This is a genomic window from Bariatricus sp. SGI.161, from assembly GCF_050313695.1.
GTDB lineage: Bacteria > Bacillota > Clostridia > Lachnospirales > Lachnospiraceae > JAFBIX01.
Window position 1 is genome coordinate 153985 of record NZ_JBNPLX010000003.1, and the last position, 25344, is coordinate 179328.

General features: G+C 41.3%; 26 protein-coding genes and 1 pseudogene. 7 read left to right on the forward strand and 20 right to left on the reverse strand.

Going from position 1 to position 25344, the window contains the following annotated elements:
- Nucleotides 1-8: 8 nt before the first annotated feature.
- The 4 genes and pseudogenes from ACQRBH_RS03225 to ACQRBH_RS03240 all read right to left on the reverse strand — a co-directional run.
- The gene (locus ACQRBH_RS03225) at nucleotides 9-1097 is read right to left on the reverse strand and encodes a dihydrodipicolinate reductase (protein WP_427760862.1); all 1089 of its coding nucleotides are present in this window, start codon (nucleotides 1095-1097) and stop codon (nucleotides 9-11) included.
- Nucleotides 1098-1200: 103 nt separating this feature from the next.
- A complete protein-coding gene (locus ACQRBH_RS03230) occupies nucleotides 1201-2034 on the reverse strand; it encodes a MerR family transcriptional regulator (protein ID WP_427760863.1) in 834 nt (277 codons plus the stop codon).
- Between the two features lie 18 nt (nucleotides 2035-2052).
- Complete coding sequence (locus ACQRBH_RS03235) at nucleotides 2053-2535, reverse strand: HD domain-containing protein (protein WP_427760864.1); 483 nt, start codon at nucleotides 2533-2535, stop codon at nucleotides 2053-2055.
- 157 nt (nucleotides 2536-2692) lie between these two features.
- Nucleotides 2693-3073: pseudogene (locus ACQRBH_RS03240) on the reverse strand (Hsp70 family protein); the annotation flags it as partial.
- 107 nt (nucleotides 3074-3180) lie between these two features.
- Here ACQRBH_RS03240 and ACQRBH_RS03245 point away from each other — a divergent pair.
- On the forward strand, nucleotides 3181-4065 hold the full coding sequence (locus ACQRBH_RS03245) for a LysR family transcriptional regulator (protein WP_427760865.1): 885 nt from the start codon (nucleotides 3181-3183) through the stop codon (nucleotides 4063-4065).
- Between the two features lie 38 nt (nucleotides 4066-4103).
- On the opposite strand, the gene ACQRBH_RS03250 is transcribed toward ACQRBH_RS03245, so the two are convergent.
- The 6 genes from ACQRBH_RS03250 to ACQRBH_RS03275 all read right to left on the reverse strand — a co-directional run bounded on the left by ACQRBH_RS03250 (nucleotide 4104) and on the right by ACQRBH_RS03275 (nucleotide 11034).
- Nucleotides 4104-5369: an alpha/beta hydrolase gene (locus ACQRBH_RS03250; RefSeq protein WP_427760866.1), complete on the reverse strand. Its 1266-nt coding sequence runs from the start codon at nucleotides 5367-5369 to the stop codon at nucleotides 4104-4106.
- A 25-nt stretch (nucleotides 5370-5394) separates the two neighbouring features.
- Nucleotides 5395-6255, reverse strand: coding sequence for a DAPG hydrolase family protein (locus ACQRBH_RS03255; RefSeq protein ID WP_427744265.1), 861 nt, complete (start codon nucleotides 6253-6255; stop codon nucleotides 5395-5397).
- Between the two features lie 17 nt (nucleotides 6256-6272).
- Nucleotides 6273-7073: an SDR family NAD(P)-dependent oxidoreductase gene (locus tag ACQRBH_RS03260; RefSeq protein ID WP_427760867.1), complete on the reverse strand. Its 801-nt coding sequence runs from the start codon at nucleotides 7071-7073 to the stop codon at nucleotides 6273-6275.
- A gap of 23 nt (nucleotides 7074-7096) precedes the next feature.
- On the reverse strand, nucleotides 7097-8497 hold the full coding sequence (locus tag ACQRBH_RS03265) for an MATE family efflux transporter (RefSeq protein ID WP_427760868.1): 1401 nt from the start codon (nucleotides 8495-8497) through the stop codon (nucleotides 7097-7099).
- A 95-nt stretch (nucleotides 8498-8592) separates the two neighbouring features.
- Nucleotides 8593-10131, reverse strand: coding sequence for an MFS transporter (locus tag ACQRBH_RS03270; RefSeq protein ID WP_427760869.1), 1539 nt, complete (start codon nucleotides 10129-10131; stop codon nucleotides 8593-8595).
- Nucleotides 10132-10581: 450 nt separating this feature from the next.
- Nucleotides 10582-11034, reverse strand: a complete 453-nt coding sequence (locus tag ACQRBH_RS03275; RefSeq protein ID WP_427760870.1) for a DUF6282 family protein — start codon at nucleotides 11032-11034, stop codon at nucleotides 10582-10584.
- A 242-nt stretch (nucleotides 11035-11276) separates the two neighbouring features.
- On the opposite strand from ACQRBH_RS03275, the gene ACQRBH_RS03280 reads away from it, so the two are divergent.
- Both ACQRBH_RS03280 and ACQRBH_RS03285 read left to right on the forward strand, forming a co-directional pair.
- Nucleotides 11277-11900 (forward strand): TetR/AcrR family transcriptional regulator, encoded by a 624-nt coding sequence (locus tag ACQRBH_RS03280; RefSeq protein WP_427744258.1) that lies wholly within the window; start codon nucleotides 11277-11279, stop codon nucleotides 11898-11900.
- Between the two features lie 33 nt (nucleotides 11901-11933).
- Nucleotides 11934-13163 (forward strand): cation:proton antiporter, encoded by a 1230-nt coding sequence (locus ACQRBH_RS03285; RefSeq protein ID WP_427760871.1) that lies wholly within the window; start codon nucleotides 11934-11936, stop codon nucleotides 13161-13163.
- 68 nt (nucleotides 13164-13231) lie between these two features.
- On the opposite strand, the gene ACQRBH_RS03290 is transcribed toward ACQRBH_RS03285, so the two are convergent.
- On the reverse strand, nucleotides 13232-14449 hold the full coding sequence (locus ACQRBH_RS03290) for an ABC transporter ATP-binding protein (RefSeq protein ID WP_427760872.1): 1218 nt from the start codon (nucleotides 14447-14449) through the stop codon (nucleotides 13232-13234).
- Nucleotides 14400-15392, reverse strand: coding sequence for an ABC transporter permease (locus tag ACQRBH_RS03295; RefSeq protein ID WP_427760873.1), 993 nt, complete (start codon nucleotides 15390-15392; stop codon nucleotides 14400-14402). Before ACQRBH_RS03295 ends, ACQRBH_RS03290 begins: the two co-directional genes overlap by 50 nt.
- A gap of 210 nt (nucleotides 15393-15602) precedes the next feature.
- On the opposite strand from ACQRBH_RS03295, the gene ACQRBH_RS03300 reads away from it, so the two are divergent.
- Nucleotides 15603-16061, forward strand: coding sequence for an MATE family efflux transporter (locus tag ACQRBH_RS03300; RefSeq protein ID WP_427760874.1), 459 nt, complete (start codon nucleotides 15603-15605; stop codon nucleotides 16059-16061).
- Entirely contained in the window at nucleotides 16034-16630 is a 597-nt protein-coding gene (locus ACQRBH_RS03305; RefSeq protein WP_427760875.1) for an MATE family efflux transporter, read from the forward strand. The genes ACQRBH_RS03300 and ACQRBH_RS03305 overlap by 28 nt, the downstream gene beginning before the upstream one ends.
- 459 nt (nucleotides 16631-17089) lie before the next feature.
- On the opposite strand, the gene ACQRBH_RS03310 is transcribed toward ACQRBH_RS03305, so the two are convergent.
- From ACQRBH_RS03310 to ACQRBH_RS03345, 8 genes are all read right to left on the reverse strand, one after another.
- Nucleotides 17090-17581, reverse strand: a complete 492-nt coding sequence (locus ACQRBH_RS03310) for a hypothetical protein (RefSeq protein WP_427760876.1) — start codon at nucleotides 17579-17581, stop codon at nucleotides 17090-17092.
- Between the two features lie 118 nt (nucleotides 17582-17699).
- Nucleotides 17700-17984, reverse strand: a complete 285-nt coding sequence (locus ACQRBH_RS03315; RefSeq protein ID WP_427760877.1) for a hypothetical protein — start codon at nucleotides 17982-17984, stop codon at nucleotides 17700-17702.
- 286 nt (nucleotides 17985-18270) lie between these two features.
- Nucleotides 18271-18720: a hypothetical protein gene (locus ACQRBH_RS03320; protein ID WP_427760878.1), complete on the reverse strand. Its 450-nt coding sequence runs from the start codon at nucleotides 18718-18720 to the stop codon at nucleotides 18271-18273.
- Nucleotides 18720-19436: a DUF3800 domain-containing protein gene (locus tag ACQRBH_RS03325; RefSeq protein ID WP_427760879.1), complete on the reverse strand. Its 717-nt coding sequence runs from the start codon at nucleotides 19434-19436 to the stop codon at nucleotides 18720-18722. The genes ACQRBH_RS03320 and ACQRBH_RS03325 overlap by 1 nt, the downstream gene beginning before the upstream one ends.
- A 32-nt stretch (nucleotides 19437-19468) precedes the next feature.
- Complete coding sequence (locus tag ACQRBH_RS03330; RefSeq protein WP_427760880.1) at nucleotides 19469-20233, reverse strand: hypothetical protein; 765 nt, start codon at nucleotides 20231-20233, stop codon at nucleotides 19469-19471.
- A gap of 122 nt (nucleotides 20234-20355) precedes the next feature.
- Entirely contained in the window at nucleotides 20356-21672 is a 1317-nt protein-coding gene (locus tag ACQRBH_RS03335; RefSeq protein WP_427760888.1) for a recombinase family protein, read from the reverse strand.
- Nucleotides 21617-22891, reverse strand: a complete 1275-nt coding sequence (locus ACQRBH_RS03340) for a recombinase family protein (RefSeq protein WP_427760881.1) — start codon at nucleotides 22889-22891, stop codon at nucleotides 21617-21619. Before ACQRBH_RS03340 ends, ACQRBH_RS03335 begins: the two co-directional genes overlap by 56 nt.
- A gap of 109 nt (nucleotides 22892-23000) precedes the next feature.
- Nucleotides 23001-23423, reverse strand: coding sequence for a helix-turn-helix domain-containing protein (locus ACQRBH_RS03345; protein ID WP_427760882.1), 423 nt, complete (start codon nucleotides 23421-23423; stop codon nucleotides 23001-23003).
- 238 nt (nucleotides 23424-23661) lie between these two features.
- On the opposite strand from ACQRBH_RS03345, the gene ACQRBH_RS03350 reads away from it, so the two are divergent.
- Entirely contained in the window at nucleotides 23662-23856 is a 195-nt protein-coding gene (locus ACQRBH_RS03350) for a hypothetical protein (protein WP_427760883.1), read from the forward strand.
- 18 nt (nucleotides 23857-23874) lie between these two features.
- Nucleotides 23875-25344: primase C-terminal domain-containing protein (locus tag ACQRBH_RS03355; protein ID WP_427760884.1), on the forward strand; the 1470-nt coding region annotated here is incomplete at its 3' end.

Genomic DNA, 25344 nt, shown 5'->3' on the forward strand with positions numbered 1-25344 from the left:
TTCTGTATTTACTTTGTCTTTACATACTCATTGATTGGTCTCAGCATATATTCGTTATATGGGAACTGATCTGTTGTAACATAACCTGCCGGTGCATCGATCAGCTGTGCAATACGGTTGACCAGTGTTGCACAGGTAAGTTCAACGGTCGCCGGACGATTGACGATACTTGTTGTATCCGGTTCTCCATACAACGTCCATTCATTCTTATCATATTCTTCCGGTGCATATACCTTGCCGACACATTCCGTCTCCAGAGTAATTCCCTCTGCTGTCTCTGTCGTTACAATCGCACGCATTCCTGTCGCATCACCGGCTTTGATCGTTGTACCCAGTGTCTTGGATTCCAGGTCTGTCGGCCATGTGCATGGAACACATTTCTGCGTCTGAGAAGTAATGGTAAGTCCAAGCTTGCTTGCAAGCCATCCATTCTGGTTCCACATATAAGACGGAACGTATTCTCCACTTTCAACCTTTTCCTTAATCTCCTCAGATGACCACTTATTACAGGTTGCAATCTTCTCTTCAAACTCATCCAGAGAAAGTCCTGCTCCATGGCCCTCTGCCAGTGCTATTCCATAATCTTCTACATCATACCAGCTGCTGCCTACGATCTTCTTTACCTGGAAGGAAGAACCCATCAGATTCGTGACCATGGTGCCCCAGAAGAGGTCACAGTAGCCAACACCTGTAAGTGTACATCCACCTTCTTTTGCAAGTGCATCCAGCTTCTTCGTCAATGCAGGTGAAGAATTCCACGGATATAATGCTTCTTCACAGGTTGTAATTGCATTTACCCCGTGTTTCGCACAGATGGTAAAGATATCTTCCAGCTCTGCCACCGTGCTGCGGGTGGCAATGATACATACATCCGGCTTTAACTCTCCAATGATCCGATCAGCATCTGCTGCCGGAGAGACGCTTACTCCAACAGATGGATATCCATTTCCAATGATCTCACTGACATCCTTGCCAAACACTGCCGGATTCATATCGAATGCTGCCAGCAGTTCACATCCCTTTTCCATCGCATAGCGCATAAGCCAGCGGCTCATTCTTCCACATCCATACTGTACATACTTAACTTTACGATCCATACTGATACCTCCTATGATAATCTCATTTTTCGTTCCTTTGTTATATTATTATCATAGTGGTTATTGTTGGTATAAAGTCAATACTTTTTCATTAAAAATTCAGCTATAAAATAACCGGAATCTGAATCTTACTGAATATGTGTCGCTTTTTTTCTTCCAGAACCGGGAAATCTATGATCGCCTCGCAAAGATAATCTCCGACGATCTGATATCCCATATCTTCTATATATGCGAGCAATGTCCTTGCGTTTTCCGCTTCCTGGGAAAAATCACCGGAACACATACATACATAAGTCGCAGCCGGAACCCTTTCGCAATCTTTTATATCTATACGTTCATCCACAAACAGAAACACTTCCTTAGAGGTAAGCTTCCCAAACTTCAGATCCTCTTTACGGATAATCGTTCCGATATTGCAGAATAATGACAGCGGAATATCGTGGCTTACAAGATGCTGTTTTAACTGGCGCAGCATATACTCATATCCTGCCTCATCCTGCTCAAAAAAATCCTGTTCACATTCACACCTGTAGATCTGCCTTTCTGACTGATACTCCAGGAATATCTGTCCGTTCTTCGGCAGCGCTTCGTATCGCTTATAGTTATCCAGTACCCGATTCAGGGAGCACTTTACCCTAGTCAACTGCTGAAGACGCTCTTCAATGTCCTTCGACTGCATCTCCAGTTTCTGCCGGATCACATCCGCATCATCATTTTCCAGCATATCCTTGATCTGCTTTAATGTCAGTCCGTACCGTTTCATATTCTGGATCAGGTCGATTCTTGCCGACTGCAGGATGTGATAATAACGATATCCGCTTTCCGGATCCACCTCCTGTGCTTTGAGCAGCCCCTCCCTGTCATACAAGCGCAGGGTCTGCTCAGATATATGATTCAATTGTGCCATCTGTCCGATTGTTAATCTCTGTAAATCCATTGTAAAACCTTATCCTTACTATAATGTTTTATATACCTTTAATCTACATAACAGAGGCATCATCGTCTCACTAAGCGCACAGATCTTATCAGCGACACACACGATCCAAGCTTCTTGAGTACTAGGTGGTATTGGAGTCAGAGGAAACATATGACAGTAGATCATATTTCTTTCTGTTTCCGTAAGCTGAAATTCCTTGTCTGCATTTTCCAGGGCTCTCCTGGGATGTGTAAATCCATGAAACCGATGACTTCTGTCCTTTACATGCCAGTCATATAAAAAATAATCATGCAGCAATGCACCTCTGATCAGGGCATAGTAATCTACATCGAGATGATATTTTTCTGCAATCTTACAGCTTACACAGGCAACATTGATACTATGCTGAAAAATCGTTGTTACTCCATGCTGATAGTATCTTCGTTCCATACCAAGTCGGCTCTCACCCTCCAACTTCTCTGCCAATTGAAGAACCTGCAATTTTCTTCTGTTCACAGACATCCACTCCTTCTGCTAAGATTACGGTTCCGTGTCTTTCAGATTGTCTCCATAGACAACTTCATCATAGCAGAAATCATCGGGAATGAAAAGTCTCTCGCCAGAATCAATTTCCATAATGCAGAATGCCTGTGCTGGAGCGTTCCAGGTTCTCTTTAGCCCGCCGGATATCGTTAAAATACGCAGGAACCGTAATGACTGCCCCTGCAACCTCTTCTCCCAGAATTGCTTCCGCATCTTTTTTCAGCTGCATCAGTACCATCGCACTGATTGTCTGTGGCTTATAGACCGTTCCGTCTATCTTTGTGCACCAGTCGGTTCCCATGTGTCTTTTCACAGAACTGATAGTACGATCCGGATTCGTGTCTGCCTGCCGTCTGGCCGTATCCCCTACAAGACGTTCTCCATTTTTGGCAAATGCGACCACGCTCGGTGTTGTCCGGCTTCCCGAACTGTTCGGAATAATGACGGGCTGTCCGTTCTCAATGACAGCCACACAACTATTGGTAGTTCCCAAGTCGATTCTGATATAAGAATACATTTAATTTCCAAATTGGAATAAAAAGATAGTTTTTTCTGTGTAAATAAGATATAATTTATATTATGAAATTATTTCGAATCCAATTGGACATATCTGGAGGTATTTGTATGGAAATCAGTGTATTACAAGAGTTTGTTTCACTTGTGGAAACTTGCAGTTTTCAGGAAACTGCCGCCATTATGAACGTATCTCAGTCTGCCCTTACCAAACACATTCATAAGCTGGAAGAAGAATTGAATCTGTCATTATTTGACCGCTCTACCAGGAATGTTAAATTAAATGATTTTAGCGAGGACTTTTATCCTTATGCAAAGCATATAATCCAGCTTCACCAAGAAGCACTTTCCTCGCTAAATGAATTAAAGAATCAAAACAAAAGACAGATTACGATTGTATATACACCTGTGCTGGGACAGTATGGACTTGTAGAAACGATCTCAGATTTCACAAAAAAATATCCGGAACACAATCTATCTACCATTGAAAGTTATCAGCCGCTCTCTCTATTATCTCAGAGGAAAAGCGACTTTGCCTTTGTGTCAGAAAACGATGCTCAGGATGAAAGTTTTAACAAGCTGATCTATAAGACGGATCATCTGGCAGTTGTCCTTCCGGACAGTCATCCTTTGGCAGGACAAAATTCTGTAACAATCGAGCAATTATACGACGAACAATTCATCCTGCACTCAAGTCCCAATCCAACTATGCACGAAGAAACGCAGAAGTTTATGGATTTGTGCGACTCGAAAGGATTTACTCCCAATATTGTGGCGGAATCACAGTTCACAGCTACCATGGTGCGCTATGTCAGCGCCGGACGTGGAATTGCCGTACTGAACCGGCTTCATATTCCGACAGAAGTTCCCAATATATCCATCGTTGACTTATATCCGACGATTCATTCTTATATCTATCTGTTATATCCACGGAAGTTCTCTCACTCTTCTGCAATGGATTTTCTTCACTTCGTTATCGGACAATTAAGTACATAAATAACAGGACAGAAGCCAATCTTCTGTCCTGTCTGTTATTAAAATCTTCCTTTTTCTTGTATCCACTCATCAATATAATCATGCAGGGTCTTCATCGTATCTCCAAACTGACCCTCATGCTTTTCCAGATGTCTTGCCGGAGTAAACTTGTGCGTTGCACCTTCAATAAATGCAATGGTCTTGTCTTTACTTGCTGCCCGGTCATAGATGGTCTCAGATGCAAGGTATTCCCACCCTGCCGTCATGCCTACAACCAACATCGGTACATGGATATGTGTCACATTTCCCGGAGGACAGCTGTAAGAAGAATCCCACTCAATCCCCCATACATGGTCTTCATCATATCCATATTCCTTCTCTGTACGTACTGCATAAGAAGTCAGATAAGTCTTCACCGACATAAATCTTGCACCTTCCCAGAATGAAGGGGTAAAGGACTTTGGATTTTCAGGGCCGCGAAGAGAATGAATGATCTCCGTTGTTCTGGTACCGTCCGGATGCAGCAGCAAATGCGGCTCTCTGGTATGAGACATCAGACGAATATCCTGTGCATAGAGCTTATTGTTAAAAAAGCTCTGTGCAGCTCCTGGAATGATGATAGGCTCATCATCACAGTAACTTCCCTGCCCATTCTGAAGCATCAGGAGACGATTCAATGCATAATCAACCAGACAACAGTTTCTTTCACTCTGTGCCTTCTGAAATTTCTCAATAAACTCCTGAGAATAAGTGGATCCCTCTGGGTTGAACCCATTATCCGGGTTGAACAGATTCAATTCTTCGTTAATCCGTACTCCACTGTGTTCATCTTCTATCGCCGGATCCAGGCTGAACAACTGCATTGCTGCATTGCCCCAGTTGGAATCCAGAAGCAGTATCCCATCTGCTGCCGGAAGATCCTCATCTCCTGAGTATGGAATAATCTTTTCCTGTCCCTGAAATATCTTCGCACCATTTTCTGCGATTGCCTGGTATGCGGACATCAGAGTTCCGCCTCCGCTGTGCCCCATCAATAAGACCTTTTCTACATAAGGGAGGCTTCGAAGGTATTGGACTGCTGCCTTAACACTCTTCATCTTATCGTCCTGACTGAAGATGATTCCTTCTTTATTCATAACATTTGCACACAATACGGTATATCCCCTTCCGGCCATCTCTGAGCCGGTAGGGAATGACAGGTAATTTTCATCTGAGTGCATAATAAGGATTGCTATTCTCTGTTTTTCATTCTGTTCCACCGGCTCATACAGCACGCCCGGTGTACGTCTTTCAACCTCTACAAAAGTCGTTTTAACAGCTTCCATCGTATTCTCCTTTTCCTACATATGACTAGTCCGCATCCATCGGAAGATCCTTATATGCCTCATAAAGATCCGGAAGTACCTGATATAGATGAGCACGTTCAATCGTATTGTGTGTCAGTACATTTTTCAGATAGGTCTCATCTACCGGAGTGTCCTCATCACGGATAATCTTTCCGTCTTTTGCGTAAAATCCCATCCATTCACAGTTGATGCTCTCTCTTCCGCCAAGCGGACATGGTCTGCTGAAGCGCAGTACCAGATGATGCCCTGGTCCGTCGAATTCTTCCCAGCATGCATCTGCCCTGCAGTCTGCCGCAAGAAGTTCATTGTAGCGTTCCTCAGAAAGCCCATAGTCTCTCAGATCAATATTGTGAGAGATTGCAGCAATCCCTTTGCTCGGATCTCCGCCTGCTCCCAGATCCAGTGTTTCCATAGACCATACGCCATCTTTATCATCCACGCCATTGACGAACTTGTGATCCCAGTGATCCAGCGGATTCCAGATCTTATATCGAAGGTTACCCTGTCCTTCTACCATACTCTTAGAATATTGATTGTACCATTTTCCATACCATCTTCTCCATTTTCCCTGCCAGTTAGCCGGTGTCACGGAATATTCAATATAGAAACCATAGCCTCCCGGCATCATGGTATACCCATAACATACCTTTGGATATCCGCCAATCTGGAGATGATCCAGCCAGTGCTCAATCGGAATCGCATCTTCGACCTTCATTGGGCCCGCATCCAGGATCTGCTGCTGAAGCGGATTCGGTGGATATAATTTGTAATCTGTATAAAAACGGGAAGCCGGCATTGCTTTTTCTTCTTCCGTAAGTTCTGGAACTTTGATATAAGGCATGCCATCATTTGTGATCAATTCCATCGTGATTCCTCCTCTTCTTAACCAACGATCATACCACCGTTGACATCAATTCTCGCACCATTTACAAAGCTTGCTTCTTCACTTGCCAGGAAGCAGAACGCTCCAACTACATCCTGTGGTACCCCGAGACGTCCGACCGGCGTCTTTGCCAACAGCTGTGCACGCATCTCGTCTGAAAGCACATCTTCTTCCGGGACATCTCCTTCAATAGGTCCGATCAGGATACAGTTTGAAGTAATCCCCTTCGGGCCAAGTTCTTTCGCCATCTCGTAGGTCAAGGCCTCCAGACCGGCACGGGCTGCTGCAAAGGACGGGTCCGGATACCAGCCGCCATTTCTTCCGTCACAAGTCGTAATATTAATCACACGAGGAGCTTTACTTTTCAGCAGATATGGAAGCGCCAGTTTTGTATTAACAAATGCTGATTCCACAACTTCCATAGAATGACGCCAGATGGTCTGATCTGTCTGTTCGAAATTATAACGGATGTGACCGCCTTTTGCATTTACGACTACGTCAATACCGCCGAAACGTTCATAGATCATACGAATGACATCTGCCATCGTGGAATTCTCATTATAGATCTCTGGAGCAGCCTCCAGGTTTTCTTTCAGGCGGGACTGCGGATTCTGTGCAAAACCAATCACCTGATCCTTATATTTCGGATCCAGTTTTGCAATCGCATTCTGCGCCTTACTGTGTAATCCACTTAAAAATGCCACATTCATTCCATTTTCCAATGCTGCATTAATCATAGCAAGACCATTGTTACCTGCCCCGCCCGTGATGATCATAGTTCTTCCTGCCAATGTAAACATCTTTTGCTACCTCCTGTTATTATTTATGATACTTCCTTCATACTGATTTTCTGTTCCTGATCTTCTGTTTCTTTTGTTTTAATAATCTTCAATGCACGAATTCCCAACGGAATTACAACAAGTGCACTTAATAAGTCTGCAATTGCCTGCGTTGCTGCCACACCATTAATGCCAAGGAGCATTGGTGCGATCAAGAGTGCCGGATAGAAGCAGTAGCCTTGTCTTGCAAAATTAACGATCAAAGAGTACTTCGCATGTCCGACTCCCGCGTAGAACATGTTGACCTGCGATCCAAGAGAATGGAATACCAACACGATACACTGTAGCCTGATGCACAGAAGTCCCAGTGCCAGCACTTCTGCATCTGCCTGGCTGTTAAATACATGTATGATCGGCGTTGCAAAGAGGAAGATAATTGCTCCCATTGCGATTGCTCCTACAATTGCCACTGTACATCCAAATACATAACTTTCCCGGACACGTTTCCATGCTTTTGCTCCCCAGTTGAATCCAACAATCGGCTGATATCCCTGGCCAAATCCAAGAATAATCGCAAATGGGAATTCCATTACACGGTTCGCTACAGACAATGCTGCCAGAGCCGCAGTCGAATATCCACCTGCCACACGGTTAATTGCAACGCTTGCTGCAACCGTCAGCAATGAGCGGAAGAACGAACTGGAACCGATGGAAATAACTTCCTTGATATCTTTCATCACCAGTTTAAATTTCCTGATAGAGATTGTAACCAGACTGCTCTTCCTGATATACGGCCAGCATAAGATGCAGAAACTGATGAACTTGGAAAGCGCGGTTGCCATGGAAGCTCCTGCTACACCAAGGTCAAATGTATAGATAAAAAGCGGATCAAGGAAGCAGTTCAATATGCCGCCAAATCCAATTCCTATCATGGAATAAGTGGCGCTTCCTTCACTTCTCAGACACATGTTCAGGATAAAACTTCCAATCATGAACGGAGCCGCATACAATACATAAGTTGCATACTGCATGGAATACTCTGCACATTCTTCGGTTGCTCCAAGCCAGTATACCATATCTCCCATCAAGACTCTACCTGCGATCAAGAAGATGACTCCTAAGCCAAGCCCTGAAAAGAAAGACGTTGACAGTACGGTATTCGCATGTTCATCTTCTTTTGCACCAAGAAGTCTTGCGATATAACTGCATGCTCCGGCGCCGATCAAAGACCCGATCAGAGTAATCATACGCTCCAGAGAGCTGTTCACTCCTACGGCCGCAGTCGCGTTCGTTCCCAGTGTACTTACAAAATATGTATCTACAAGATTATAAATTGTTGTGATCAGCTGTGCCATAATCGTTGGCACAGCCATACGCAGAATCAGCGTCTTAATATTATCATTCAGCATCATCTGCTTTTTTGCTTCTTTTACATTACTTCTCATAAAATCTCCTGCCTTTTTGTTTTTTTATTTTATACCATTAAGACAAGCATTCTATCAATTCTGATTCCAGAGTCATTTTTTCCAAATTAGAAATCTTACTCCTCATCTTCTTCATCAGATTCTTCACTGTCTTCCCAGTCATCTTCCACGGATTCGTCTTCTGCTCCATCTGCTCCATGATGTCTGCCTTTTCCATAACGATGACGGCCTTTATGTTCACGATGTGCTCTTTCTTCTTCCTCACGACGTTTTGCAAGGATTGCTGCATTCTCATTTACACGTGCTTTGTTCAAAGGATACAAGAACACTAAGACCAGAACGATCAGGATACATCCAATCATCGGTACCAGACAGCTGATATTATAGATATTATCCACAATCTCCGGATCAAACGCTGTTGCTGTTGTATAGCCGATAATACTCAGCATAATACCAGTAACTGCAGAAGATAAAGCCTGTCCGGCCTTTCTGGAGAAACTGTAGATTCCATAGATCGTACCATCAATTCGTCTTCCTGTCTTTACTTCGGTGTCATCAATAATATCTGATACCAACGCCCATCCAACACAACTGAATGTAGCAAGGCCAAGAGCCACAAGTCCAAAGAATACATACCATACGATTACACTGTGGGTGTGGACGAAGAACGCAACAGCCATTGTTGCAGCTGCCATAAGTGTTACTGCCGCAATTACTTCTTTCTTTCCAAATCTTGCAGTCAGCTTAACGATGAATGTAGCAATTGCAAGAGCAAGGATTGTCTCAATCACACCAGCAGCGGACTGTGCAGCACCATTTCCAAAATAGTTAGGATAAATATAACTTGCCATACCATGCAGACTCTGATTACATCCTTCTCTGAGAAGCACCAGTAAGATTACGGCAAACAGACAACGGTTATGTAAAAGTTCTTTTACCATCCCTTTTCCGTCAAATTTCTGACCTTTTTTATCTGTCTTTACACGTTCTGTTGTCAGACTGTAGCAAAGTATATAGCAGAGCAAAGCACCCAGTGAACAGATCAATGCTGCGACACTCATTCTGCTTCCTGACATGATGCTGTGTCCCTCAGCATCTGTATAATATACGATCATTGGCAGGGCCACACTACAGAATGTCATAGCAAGAGTTCCTCCCACATGACGATAGGTAGATAACTGTGTACGTCCTACCGGATCATCTGTGATCGCAGATACCATAGAACCATAAGGAATAACGATTGCAGTGTAGAAAATACTTCCATACAGCAGATATGTAACGAACATCCATACAACCTTGAATGTCATATTCATATCAGAGAACCAGCTTGCATACATCAAAAGGCTGGTCAGGGCAATTGGCCCCATGATCCGACGGATCCAGGGACGGAATTTTCCATCTTTCTGTCGCGGAGAACGGTCTACGAGCTGCCCCATTCCAATGTCAGTAAAGGCATCCAGTAACTGTGCTACCATCATCAAAATACCAACGATTGCACTGGAAACACCCATAACATCTGTATAAAATTTCAAGAAAAACGTAGATGATAGTACAAACGTAAAGTCATTTCCAAAATCTCCAAACATATACCCTATCTTGTCTCGAAAGCCAAAGGGTCTCACCTCTCTATGTCTCATTTCTTTTCGGTGTTTCATTTTACAGCTTCCTCCTTAGATTTTCCATAAATCGCATTTCGCCGGCATATTTGATTTATTTCTTGTTTATCTTGTCTTATTTTGTCATATTCCGTCCTTTTAATCAATTCAGTTTACCCCTTGACTTTTTCCAAACGCGAAATTGCCATCGTTAAATTGCACAACAAATCTCCTATCTTTCCCAGCCTATTCTTGTATAAATTATACTACAAGTGATTTCCCACTATAAAGTATTACTCATCTAAATCAATATAATCTGGGGTTTTCTAATCCTTTCCACTTCGCAATGCTATTATTTCCAAAAAAGAAAATGTATCATAGCAAATAAAGGGTGAAGTCAGCATAAAGGGCATCGGTTTTTGACCGATGCCCTTATTATTATCCTCAATTCAGTTATTTACCCAGAGCCTTAGTTCATCACTATCGCATTGACTGCCTCTATCAGATCTACTACAAGTACTTTTCAACAAACTGCTTCATCCCTTCTTCCGGATCCGGGCTTTGTATCTGGCCCAGATCCGAAGACAAGAGAATATGCCCCGCGCCTGCCTGACGGATACTTTCCAGAATCTCTTCCCAGGCGCAGAGATGATAATAAGGCGTATAGTAACAATGCTCCAGCATGGCTCCACAAGCGTAGACCGAAGCTTCATTCAATCCTCCGACTGCATGATTCAGCACAATTCCTCCATAAACCTTTATCGAAGGGAACACTTCCGATACAGTAGATGCTCTTGCTGCAGTATCCCCTTGATGACACTTACAGACAAATCCATCCATTCCTGCTGCCTGATACTTCTTTGCCAGCTGGATGTCGGTATACTTTCTTGGTACAAGATCCGGAGCTGTGTGCACATGCAGATCTATCGCTCCCTGAATTAACATTTCTCCTGTCTCCGACATAAATCTATCCTCCCGATGCTGATGAAAACGTTACGTTGATTTTCACTGATATCATAACAATACACCTATTCAGGTCTTCTGTAAAATAGCAAATTCTCTTTTCACTACTCGGCCAATCATATTGACCATCTGGTCTGTTTGTGACATTCTATAAAACAGACTTGTTGGTTTGTTTTTAAACCCATTAGTAAATAACATTCTCAATATGCTTGAATATTAAGCCTAACAGGAGGTCAGGATATATGAAACGCGAAGAAAAAAGCGCCTTATCCAGGCAGAGAATTCTGGATGCTGCTACAGAAGAGTTTTCCCAAAAAGGCTATGAAGGCGCATCCCTAAATACTGTCTGGGCAAAAAAAGGCATCTCCAAAGGAATTATTTATCATCATTTTAAGGATAAAGATGAGCTGTACCTGTTCTGCGTGGAAGCTTGCTTTCGCAGATTTACCTCTTTCCTGCAATCTACAGCAGATAATCTGACCGGCACAGCCAGCGAACGTCTTCAGGAATATTTTAATGCCAGACTTCGGTTCTTCTCGGACAACCCAGAACAGCTCGGGATCTTTATTGATGCCTCTTTTCGTTCTCCAGAAAAGCTCAGACCTCAGATTGCCCAGATACGTCAGCCTTTTGATTCGCTGAATATTGCAGTACTTACGGAGCTCCTCAAAAGTGAGCCCCTGCGCCCGGGTCTTTCTGTGGATCTGGTGGCAGATGATTTCCGAATGTATATGGATTACTTTAACCTGCACTACAAAATAGATTCTCATGGGACTTATGAACAAGATGATATTCTTCGAGAACACGAAGAAACATGCCGTCGTCAGTTGGATATTCTGCTATACGGCGTATTAGATATTAGATAATAATCAATCATAGAAATGACAGGAGGAATGGAAATGAACTTATCTCTCTATATATTAAGATGGATCTGCACACTGGCAGTTGCGTTTCTTGCCGGAAAATTAATTACAAAACTTCGAATGCCCTCTATCTTAGGATGGCTGATCACCGGAATGCTTCTCGGTCCAAATGCCGCCGGTCTTCTGCCACAGGAAGTCATGAATTCCGAATGGTATAAATTAATCATTACCTGGATGCAGTGCGCTTTTGGGCTGATGCTTGGAACCGAACTGATCTGGGCAAAAATCAAAGCATACGGAAAAGCATTGATTGTCACAACTCTGACACAGTCCCTCGGAACATTTGCTTTTGTCTCCTTCCTGTTTGCCATTGTATTCTCGCTCTCCGGAGTACCCGTCTATCTGGCATTTGCATTCGGAGGCATCGCCCTTGCAACAGCTCCTGCACCTGCACTTTCTATCGTACAGGAATTCCACACACACGGAGCTGTAACAGACACATTGCTTCCAATGACAGTCCTGGATGATATCGTTGGAATTGCCGTCTTCTTCACCGTCAATTCCTTCATCGCCCGTGCGGTCTCCGGTGGTTCTGTTCCACTGTATATGATTCCAGTCATGATCTTCTTACCAATCATCATCGGAATTGCCACTGGATGGATTGCCGGACTTTTCCTGAAGAAGAATCCCGGAAAAGCAGGAACCCTGATCATCCTTTTACTTGGCATCACCGCCACAGCTGCAATCGGCCTCTTCTGCAATACAACAGTATTTACGAATATTACTTTAAACTATATGCTGATGGGTGTATCTTTCTCTGCCGTATTCTCTAATATGATCCCAGAAAGGCAGCTTCAGAATCTGGTCGACTGGTTCCATCCGATTCTTGCCATCTGCCTGCTTACAGCCATCGTCGATCTGGGAGCACCGCTGGATTATCATCTGATCCTGGGCGCTGGAATGTATACTTTTATCTACATTGCTGCACGTGCCTGCGGAAAGTACTTCGGTGCAAGATTCGGTGCGAAGATTACCAAGATGCCCAAGACCGTCCAGAATTATCTTGGTCTTACCTTGCTGCCCCATTCCGGAGTATCTCTGGTCTTCACCGGAATTATCTGCTCCGTCCTGGCTGTCTCCGAGCCCGAACTTGCAGTCATCGTGAAAGGAACCATCGCAGCTGCAGCCGTCATCAATGAAATTATTGCTGTGATTGCGGCAAAGAAAGGATTCGAGCTGGCAGGGGAGATCACGACTGCGCAGTGATTCCCTTCCCCTGTAAAACAAGAATTACAGCTAATACATGGATTGACATTATACCATGCCTGATCTTGTCAGATTAAAAAGCCTTCATACTGTGCCATATATAACTGGTAGTATTTGCCTCGCTGTGCCAGCAGATCTTCATGTGTTCCACTTTCGATGATTCTTTCTTCATCCATGACAACAATGATATCCGCATCCCGAATGGTACTGAGGCGGTGCGATATAATAATACTGGTCCGGTTCTGCATAATACGCTGCATAGCAATCTGAATCGCTTTTTCTGTTCGTGTATCCACGTTAGAAGTAGCCTCATCCAGTATCAGAATCCTCGAATCAGCCACAAAAGCCCGTGCAATCGCTAACAGCTGTCGCTGCCCCTGACTGCTGTTGGCACCGGCCCCGCTAAGTACAGTGTCCATCCCCTGTGCAAGCATATCAATCATATCCCTACATCGGCTCATATCCACAGCCTTTTCCAGCTGTTCATCGGTTGCCTCATCATTAGAATATATCAGGTTGTTGCGAATTGTATCAGAAAACGACACGGTATCCTGTAAAACAATTGCCACATTTTTCCGAAGATCTGCTCTGGACAATTCCGCAATATTCTGATCGCCAATCCAGATTTCTCCACTTTCAATATCATAGAAACGCATCAGCAGATTTACAATCGTAGTTTTCCCACTGCCGGTGGCCCCAACCAAAGCCACCTTTTTGCCAGAGGGAACTTCTAAGCTAAAGTCGTGGATTACCGGATGATCCGGTACATAAGAAAAATTCACATTTTTAAAATATACTGACGCATCTTTGTTTTTGTACACAACATTTCCATCCATAACCTCACTGTTCTGATCCAGAACCACAAATACACGTTCTGCACCAGCTATAGCTGTCTGTAACTGTCCATAAATCTGCGCAATCTCATTGATCGGCCGGCTGAACTGCTTTGCATAGACAATGAATGCAGAAATGATTCCCACCGAAATCAGTCCATGTACAGCAAAATAACCACCAAACGCCGCAATAATCACAAACCCTATATTACCGATACAGTTCATAACACCACTGAAAATATCCGTTCGAATCCCTGCTGTCGTCAAATCATCTGCTGTCGTACAGAATTCCCTGATTGTATCGTCCTGATGATTATAAGCAACCACTGTACGGTAACCGGAAATCATTTCCTCAACAGTACCGTTCAGTTTTCCTAACAGCATTTGCCGTTTTCTTGAAAATTCACGGACTTTTTTTGACAAAACCTTTGTCGCAAGCAAAGTCAAAAGCATCGTTGCAAAGCTCTTTGACACGTTTCCATGAGGCAACACCACGGGAAATGCTCTGGAAAAGCATGGTCAGTCCCAGAATACCGTTCAGAAGCTGCGTCGTATAGGTGATAGCCGCCATAATGCTTCCCGGTGTCGTCTGACCTGCACCAACCTCATAGGAGCCAGCTACTAAAATCACAGCTACGACTACATACATCAAAGCATTTACAATCGGATTCATAAATGCAAAAATAACCAACACCTGTAGCTGTGTTTTAATCAAGGCTTCGTTAGCCTTTCCAAAACGTATCTTTTCATAGGCTTCTCTCACACAGGCTTTAATAATGCGGATGCCGGATACATCTTCTTGCATAATGGAATTGATTTTATCCAGCTGCGCCTGCAGCATATAAAAAAGAGGATTCGCTTTGTACAGACAGAAAACCATTGTTCCGACAATAAAGGGAAAGGCGCCTAGAACAATCGCACCAAACTGCCTGTTTAGACGAAACATAAAGAAAATACTGCCAAACATCAACATAGACGTTCGAATCATTCCTCGGATAAACAGTGACACAAAATTCTGCACCTGAGTAATATCGTTGGTAACGCGAGTGATTAACGACCCTGTGCCAAACTGATCCACCTGAGGAAAAGAAAAATCCATAATCCTGCAAAAACAATCCTTACGCATCTGATTTCCAATGTTCTGGCCTGCCATTTGAACAAATACATTATTCAGGCTGCCACACAAACCACCAAAAAGAACCAGGCAGATCATCTGGATCCCCAGACTCCAGATCAGATGAAGATCTCCAACACCGCCTGTGTGAACGCCCAATACGCCATCATCTACAATGGCACTCATAATTTCCGGCTGCAATAAATCCATCAAAACTTCTGCAACCATAAATGCCGCGGCAATGACTGCAAAATGCAAATATCTCTTGATATACTTCCTCATAAATATATATTTCTCCTTCTGCTCACGCTGTTTCTTCTACTGAATATCGGCTTTCGGCACTTATTATTAAGGTGCCTTAATAATTGTGTCACCAGAAATTTTTATTGTCAAGAAAGCAAATTCCGGATTATCATTGATACTATCCATACACCAGACAAAATCCATCCTTTGTTTATTCCCTAGACAAAAGAACTATTTTGCGTTATTTCTATGCTTGCAGCGGCACTTTACAACATTGTTGACCAAATATTTATTGCAAACGCTGACTATCTCGGTTCCTATGGAAACGCCGCAAACACAGTGTTTTTTCCAATGACTATCTTGGCAATTGCGCTCGCCGTCATGATTGGTGACGGCTGCTACACCTTTGTCAGCATTCATCTAGGCTCAGGGTCCCCCGAAAAATCCCGTCAGGGAATCGGAAGTTCAGTCATAACGGTCATTGCCGTCAGTCTCATCCTTACAATCATCTATCTCGTATTTCAGGAACATATACTGACCGCATTTAGCGCCCGGGTAAATGATGAAACGTACCGACTCTCAAATGAATATTTTTTCTGGATCACCCTCGGCATCCCTTTTTATATGTTCGGTCAGGCAATGAATCCCATCATACGATCTGACGGCAGCCCCGTTATGCTATGGCAACCCTTGCCATCGGCGCGCTGATAAACGTTATATTTGACCCGGTCTGTATCTACGTCCTTCACTGGGGAATGATGGGCGCTGCAGTCGCAACCATTGGAGGTCAGATTGTTTCTGCAATTCTGGCGGCAGCATATCTATTTAAAATGAAAGCATTCCGACTGGACAAGGATAGTTTTCATTTTCGCCCAGGTCTGATGAAAAAAATTATATTTCTTGGCGCAGCGAGCTTTCTTTCCCAGATTTCCATCGTACTCTCTATGGCCACAACCATCAACATGTGCGTAAAATACGGAGCTAAAGATGCCATATTCAGTCAGGCAGAATACTCCCAGATCCCCACCGCAGTCGCAGGCATTGTCTCAAAATTCTTCCAGATTATCATCTCTGTCTCTGCGGGTCTGGCTGCAGGATGTATCCCGATTGCAGGATATAACATCGGCGCACAGCAATACTCCAGAGTACAGGGATTAATGAAACGGCTGATGAGCGTCGAAGCGCTTGTTGGTCTGATAGCATCCATAATCTTCCTGCAGTCCCTTGAAAAATCATTGCAGTCCTCAGTATTGTCTGTCACATGTGAATCTGCTTAAGCAATAGGATAAACCCAATTCGTTTAACCACATCGAATTACGCACGGTTAAAATCGGGGTTCTACCATTCTTCTCAAGATTATCCAATATATACCGAAAAAGGGTCGTAACCTGTGAATCTGTGCTCACACAGGTTACGACCCTGATAATTCCTAACTCCAACTCATTAATAAATATCCTCTGCTTTCTTATACAGGTCGATATCCATATTTTTCCTGGATACTTCTCCGCCGTCAAATTTCTTCTCGGCTATTTTTATTCTCTACCGCATTTGGTGCATCGATAAGCCTAAATCGCTTTACCCTCGCCAAACTCGACTTCTACGTTGATTTGCCGTCTGGCTTTTTGTGGGAAAGCAGCACAACAGTCTCAACATGCGATAAGCGTACGATAGCATACTGATTAGCGAAACTTTTCCCTCAGAAAATCATCTGATACAATTTGGCATTAATATGCTATCTACAGCTGGTCTTTCAATTTATCCCTCAACCACTGTGGTATGTTTATCTTTTCTCCAGTCATCAGTGCATCCACAAATTGTTCTGCGTCTTCTCTACTCCAGAAACGATTTTTTATATAACACTCATGACTGCAAAACTTCTGTTTTGAGTTTACCATTTCAAAGACCTTTCCGCAATATGCACATTGCGCTGATGACCGTGGTGTTGTCGGATAAAGCATATAATATTTTCGTCTGCACTGATCACTACAAAATTTACGTTTTCTCCCCGTTGTTGCAGTCTGATATTCTTTTCCACACCATAGGCACGAATTATCTTTCCATTCCACATCCGTATCCTCTTCTCTGGGAGTCCATCCCGTTTCTACAAGTTCGTTGCGGTAGTCAATAATATCCTGCTTTGATGCCAGTACGTATTTCATTGTTTCTCGATATCCGATTCCGTCTGCTGCCATCTGTCGAATCTGTTTTTTCTGCTCTTCACTTAACATTTCATGTTCACCTTTCCATTTTGTTGTTCAGTAATCACTCTGAATTTCTAAAATGTCAAGATGTTTCTTTATATGCAAAAGAAGGCAGCCATCATGACCACCTTCTCCTTTTCATTTTTTACAATACTTCCAAGAACTTCAGTATCTGAATACTATCTTTCAGTCCGGCAAGATACAAATAATGATAATTTGCACCTTCCTGTTCATTGCGGGTATCACTGTAATCTGTAAGTACCTTTCTTTGATTGTCACTGAGCGTATTCAAATGTTCTTGAACCTTATCCGAAAGCTTCAGAAGTCTTCGATTAATGTCTTGACATTCCTCGCTCTCAGCTCGTAACCTTCGCAGATGTTCTTCCAGAATTTCATCAACGAACATGTCTACCGTTTCCTGTATTGACATCGCAATCACCTCCTTGTGGTGTTGCATGTTACAATACTATTTCAGGTATAGCAAGTTAATCACATTATAATTTTCATGGAATTTCCATTTGAAATCAACACTTAAAATGCTAATTTTGAGAATAATATTACCAAAATTATTGTATTTTTCTCAAAATTGGCATATAATACAATTAAAGAATAGCTTGACATTAAAGTGATTTGAATGTATAATCACGTTAATCCTTTACTTATTGTTTGGGATCTATAAAGGCTTCGACTACTGGGCCAGATAACCAGTGGTTTTTTTATGCACTTTTTTCCCAGACAGGGCTACTTGCAATCTTGTTGGCCGTATCTTGATTATCCACCAAATACGCTGTCACAAATTTTCCTTCCCCTTTTGCATTTATGTATATAACAACAACATAATTATTAGGAGCCAAAAAAGTAACTCTACGACTATTATCATAGTTCTTCTTCGCACTATCATATCCTTTTCTTGGAATAATAGACGGATCCTCTAATACTGACTTAATCCAGTCAATGCGTTCTCCTCTTTCTGTTGAATATTTATCTTTCGGTGCTTTCCAGCTTTTCCTTGTTCTCACATAAAATGCATGCTCAAACGTCTCTTCATAAAATCTTACACAAATGCCATCAAATGTTTTTATTTCTGTATTATTACAATAATGTTCTATATAATACTTCTTACATTCTTCTTCATTTGTAAATTTTCTCAATTCAGGAAGCCCCATCAAATCCCTCCCCTTAAAGAAATTTTGAAAATATTAAATTTCCTATCGCACTTATAAGTAGGGGCAATTTTACATCCTAATTTTTCTTCAACTGCACGAACCAACTGATTTTTCGCAACTGATTTTCCTCTATCTCCATAATTAAACTTATAAGCGACTGCCCCCATCAATATATTCTGTAATTGTAATATAACAGACTCTTCAGAATCAATTGCCTGTAACACTTTTACATTCTCTCCATGCAAACTTCTATTTACAATTCTCCGGAGTTCATGTAGTCGGTTATTATCTTTGTTAGTTTTAAAATCAGTAAAAATATAATACTCATTTGCAGCAGTCAACCAGTTATGCAGCAATTGATAATAAAATTTATAATATCCCAATTCATGATCAGAATCATTATACTTTTCATCGTCTACTTCGCTAGCATCAATTACCACGCATCGGAATAATATATCTTTATTTTCCGCTCTGAAAAACAAATCTATGAGCTCCGTGTAAAATCTCACTTTATTCGTCGAAACGTTTCCCCACTTAAACTCATTTTTAATTCCATATTTTGCTTTCAGATAGTTAATTTCTTTTTTTAAATATGCACGCTTTTCATATGGAACCCAAATTCCCCCAATACATACATATCTATTAAACTCATTAATCTGACTTTTATTTACAAGCAAATCCTGTCTACTTTCATCACAATAAACGTCTATTAACATATAGCCTCCTTTTAAAGACTTAATCAAGAATTCTAGTTTTGAATCTTTATTTTAAATTTTCTTTTCATAATAACTTCCAGCAAATCTCTTATAGCATACAAATCATCCTCTGTAGAATCAATTGGTATAACTATTTTTGCAACTTTTCCAGACTCAACTGGATATGTTTGCACAATATATTCATTTTCTTGATTTGTAGCCAGCTTCTCTGTAACAGACACAGGTACAATTGTCTCTTTGTTTGCTTTTTCCGTTTCATTCTCAGTCACTTGCTCGTATTCATCAATTGGTAACCTTTCCTTTTCCAATCCCTCTGAATAGCATAAAACACCTGCTTTTATTAAGTTAAATTGCTCGCAATTTACAAGAAAAATTTTTGCAGCAGAATCTTTCGCCGCTTTACTAATTTTATAATTATTCATCAATACATTTGACAGCAGCTTTTGATCCGGTACTTGTTTTCCATCATAATCATTAATCAGTGCATTATATAATGGAGGCAGTCTAAAGCACTCAAGTTCAACTTCTCTGATATCATTTGATACTGGATACAATATTTTTTTTGCTATTTCTGTTAGCTGAATAGTTGAACTGCTTGTAGTAATCAATCCGAACTGCTTGGCGGTTCCCACTTTTTGAGTAAACGATTTTGTCGTCACACTAGTCAACCCATATAATTCAGCAACTGCTTTATAAGCAACAGTTTTTTGTTTAAAAGTATCAATATTTTTTATGAAATCAATACACTCCTCCCATGTAACTGCAGGGTAAAGTGCACTTTTCTCTCTTTCTGCCATAATATAATCACCTCAATTTCTTTAATATAGAAATTATATATTTCGCTAATAAATTTGTCAATACTCGCTAATAAAAAAGTTTCAAAGACTAAATGAACGACTTTTAAATTCGTTCCTTTACTTTATTTCAACTCTACAATTGTTCCATCCAAATATCTCACAGAAATCTTTTCCGTTTCATATATTACGATGCACTCCAGCGTTACATGCATCTGCTCCGCATCAAACGTCAGCACTTCTTTATCCGCATATTCCAGAAGTTTCTCCGCTCGGTATGCTTGCAACGGATTCTTTCCTTTTTGCAATTGATGCCATTTCTTTATACAGGCATCTTTATTTTCCATCAGTGCATTCCATGATTTTATAAAAACCTGCTCCAATGTACTTTCATCGATATGCCTATTGGCACATCCCATAACGCCTTTTTCTCTGTACCTGGCATTGCACTGCCAAACACTTCGGTATTCCCCTAGGCGTGGTCTCCATTTCTTTCTTCCAAACGCTTCACCGCATTCTCCACAAATAACTTTACTGGCAAATGGATTTTCACCAATATTTGAAGAAAATGCTTTAATGCGGTGTGCTTTCATGAATTCTTTTCTGCGTTTTTCTTCAAGCTGAACTGCTTCCCATACTTCTGGAGTTATAATTGCGGGATGGCTGTCTGCCACATAATACTGAGCAACCTGCCCATTATTCTTATCCCGCTTTTTTGTAAGGAAATCAACAGTGTAAGTTTTCTGAAGCAATGCATCTCCCTTGTACTTTTCATTATGGAGCATCTTCTCAATCGTACTGGCAATCCATTTAACTTCCCCATTCCATCCCGGAATTTCCGCTTCATTCAATTCCTTTGCAATGCTGAAATAATTTCTCCCACGAAGATATTTATCATAAATCAGTCTCACCGTTTCTGCCTGCTCTTCATTTATAATAAGATTTCCATTTTCGTCTTTATCATATCCCATGAACTTTGTTGTATTCACATGAAGATGTCCTTGCTCAAATCGTTTACGTATTCCCCATGTGCTATTTTCTGAAATGGATCTGGATTCATCTTGTGCCAGTGATGATAATATCGTCAGAAGAACTTCTCCCTTTGCATCCAAAGTATCAATATTCTCTTTTTCAAAAGTCACACCAATTCCAAGTTCTTTCAGTCTTCGCACATAGTTTAGACAATCCAACGTATTCCTTGCAAATCGGCTGATGGATTTTACGATAATCCTGTCGATTTTTCCAGCCTCACAATCAGCAATCATCTTTTTAAAGTTTTCACGCTTCTTGGTACTGGTTCCTGTAATTCCTTCATCCGCATATACTCCAATGAGTTCGTAGTTTGGATGGTTCATAATATAATTTGTATAATAATTCACCTGGTTCTCATAACTTGATAACTGTTCTTCTTGGTCTGTTGATACCCTGCAGTATGCTGCCATTCTGATTTTTGGTATCTCTTTCCTTGCCGTGTTCCCTTCCGTCAGCTTTGCTATTGGAGGAATAACTGTAATATTTCTTGCCATCTGCACTCACCTCCCTTACTACTATTGGTTCTGTAATCTGCCATTCATCCGTAACACTTTCTGGAATGCGGATGCCCCGGCAGGCTTCTTTCCCTTTATCGATATAAGTACTACATGCCCATATGCACTTTTTATATGCGGAATGCCTTCGCAATTTCTTTCCACAATATGGGCAAATCAGTTTTCCTGTAAGTGCATGACGGTTCGAAAATTTCTCCGTATGCTCAGTTTCAATATTTCTTTCTCTCGCTCTTTCTTCCCGGATACGTTGTACAGCTTCCCAATCTTCCTTTGAGATAATCGGTTCATGGTTATCTGCAACATAATAACTCTGAAGTTCACCTTTGTTAACTATTGTACCGCCTCCAACTTTTGGAACATAATATTTCTGTAAAAGGCAGTCTCCTTTATACTTTTCATTCTTAAGCATTTGGCGAATCGTGCTTTCATACCAACGTCCGCCTGTTACAGTCGTAATACCACTGGCATTTAAAATCTTTGCAATCCGATGCGTACCATTTCCGTCAAGATACAGTCTAAAAATCATGCGAACAACTTCCGCTTCTGCTTCATTTATAATAAGATTTCCCTCTGCATCTTTATCGTATCCCATGAATCGGTTGGTATTGACCATGACCTCTCCACGAGCAAACTTCTTTCTAACTGCCCATTTCTGGTTCTCACTCATGTCAAATGCTTCTGCCTGTGCAAAGGAAGCAAGTACTGTGAGCATCAATTCCCCTTCTGCTGATAAGGTATTGATATTCTGTTCTTCAAAATAAATACCTACTCCTAGCAGTTTCAATTCTCTTGATACTTCAAGTACCGTAACAGTGTTTCTTGCAAATCTGGAAATAGATTTTGTATGAATTAAATCAATTTCCCCATTACGGCAGCACTCCAACATTTTCTGGAATGCCGGGCGGTTATCGCTTGTACCCGATATCCCTGCATCAGAAAATACACCCACAAAATCACAAGTATCATCTTCGGCATATTTCCTTTTAAAATAGGCTTCTTGGTTCTCTAATGATTCCATCTGTGCATCCTTATCACTGGATACACGTACATAAGCACAGACACGCAGTTTTCTTTGCTGCGAATCTGCCCTTGTGTTTATTACACTTAATTTCATCGTCATCCCTCCTGGTATATACATCACTCATATGCCTCAAAAACGCAAGTTAATTCGGCTTATGTATAAGTAGAAAGTAATGCTCTTTTTCCAAGAGGTTTTGTGTAGTTTATTCTGGCTTTACTCTTATTGTAAGTTGAAAATTATCTCTGGAGTGTAAAGTATTTTCTGCTTTGCAAAGATTGAATTCCGCATTAATAAGTGCTTCAACTGCCGCTTTTCCTCTTCCATCCAATCTTAGATATTTCATTAAAACTTCCATATAATCTTCTTCAACTGCCCAGGCACCCAACTGCTGTATTGCAGATTCAGATAATTCTGGAGAACTTGGGTCATCTGAAGTTCCCATAATATACGAAACGGTACGATCAAATACAGCACTCATTTGTTCCAAAGTTTCCAAGCTAGGATTCCTCTTTCCCATCTCCCACATTGCAACAGTTCCCTTAGCCACTCCTAAAATATTTGCAAGCTGAGCCTGTGTCATATGTTTTTCTTTACGTAATTCTTTTAGTCTTTCTGGTAACGTCATTTTCTTGTACCTCCAACTCTTTCATGTTCCTATCATATACATTTCGTTATATATTGTCAAGTACACATTACTCACTTTATTTTTTTGATCAAATGTATTTTACAAACTATTTGGCGTAACTTTTCTCTGTTTCCCTTGATTTTTAGGCTTTTTTAGCAAATTATTTTACCCCGTTGTTTTTTATCATTATCTGTTTTATAATGTTTTGTATAACATCACTCACGCAAGGAGGTATATTATGTCATATAAAACACCGAATATGATGACAATACGAGAAATTGCTCAGACAGGGCTTTTATCAGAATATACTCTTCGTTACATGTTAAAGGAAGGAAGCCTTCCCGTCATGTATGTAGGGAAAAAAGCCTTGGTCAATTACAACAAACTCTGCGAGCAACTTTCCAACTTAGAAGCACCAAACAAAAAACGTTAAAGAGAGGAGGCAGTGAACATGCCCGAATTTACAATCTATCATTCCAATTCCATCGGGAATAAAGCCAACTGCCTTTATCCCCACAAAGTAACCGTAACAGATGAAACATCTTTTAAAAAAGCTGTTAACAAAGATCATGTCTGTGCCAAATTTCTGAACAACTACAGAAATGAAAAGAATTTCATCTCAGCAAACTGCATCCAAATGGACTGCGATAATACATTTTCTGATAATCCAGCAGAATGGAAATTTCCAGAAGATGTTGCAAATACCTTTCCAAATGTAATGTTTGCAGTCTGTTACAGTCGTAACCATATGAAAGAGAAAAATGGAACAAAGGCTCGTCCTCGTTTCCATTGTTATTTCCCTACAACTGAATTTACGGATGCTGTTTCTTACAGGAGCTTCAAAAAAGAAATACAGAAACAGTTTCCATATTTTGATGAGAACGCTCTGGATACTTCCCGTTTCTTCTTTGGAACAAATAATCCAAATGTTGAAATCATTTCTGGCACTGCCCTTATAACAGATGTAATTTCTGAAAGTACCAATGACATTGATTCTATTATGGAAGGCTCCCGTAACAGCACCCTCTCCCAAATCGCAGGAAGAATTATCAAACGATATGGAAATACAGAAGAAGCACACCAAAAGTTTCTGGAAGAAGCTGACCGCTGTGTTCCACCACTTGAAAATGATGAACTTTCTTCCATTTGGAAAAGTGCACAGAGATTTGCCAAACGTATCGCAGAACAAGACGGATATATTCCACCAGAATATTTCAATTACGAAACAAAATACAAGCCTAGAGACTACTCGGACGTAGGTCAGGCAGAGATTCTTGCTTCTGTCTTTAACTCGGAACTTCTGTACAATCCGTCCAACGGATATATGCGTTACAACAATATTTATTGGGATGAATCAAATGAAATGGCTCAAGCAACAGCCCAGGAATTAACGAATCTTCAGATGAAAGAATCGGAATTCCTGATTGAAAAAGCAAAACTGAATATGGAAAAAACAGAAGCCACAGAACTCATTGCAAGTGTTGGAATCAAACGTGCAGAAAAATTGTTTACTCCAGACCAGAATGCTTCCTATCAGATGTACAAACAAGCCTTAGAATATCGCTCCTTTGTCATCAAACGCAGGGATTCCAAGAACATTACTGCCACACTAAAGGAAGCCCGCCCAATGTTGTATAAACCACCTACAGCTTTAGATGTTGAGGGCATGGTTCTTAATACACCAACTGCCACCTATGAATTATCGAAAGGATTATTGGGAGTTAAAGAACATCTTGCTGAAGACTATATTACAAAAGTAACTGCTGTTTCCCCAAGTGATAAAGGAGCTGAAATATGGCAGGATGCTTTGAACCTGTTCTTCTGCAACGATACTGACCTCATTCAGTACGTTCAGAGAATTGTCGGTCTGGCAGCTATTGGAAAAGTATATGTAGAAGCTCTCATCATTGCCTACGGTGAA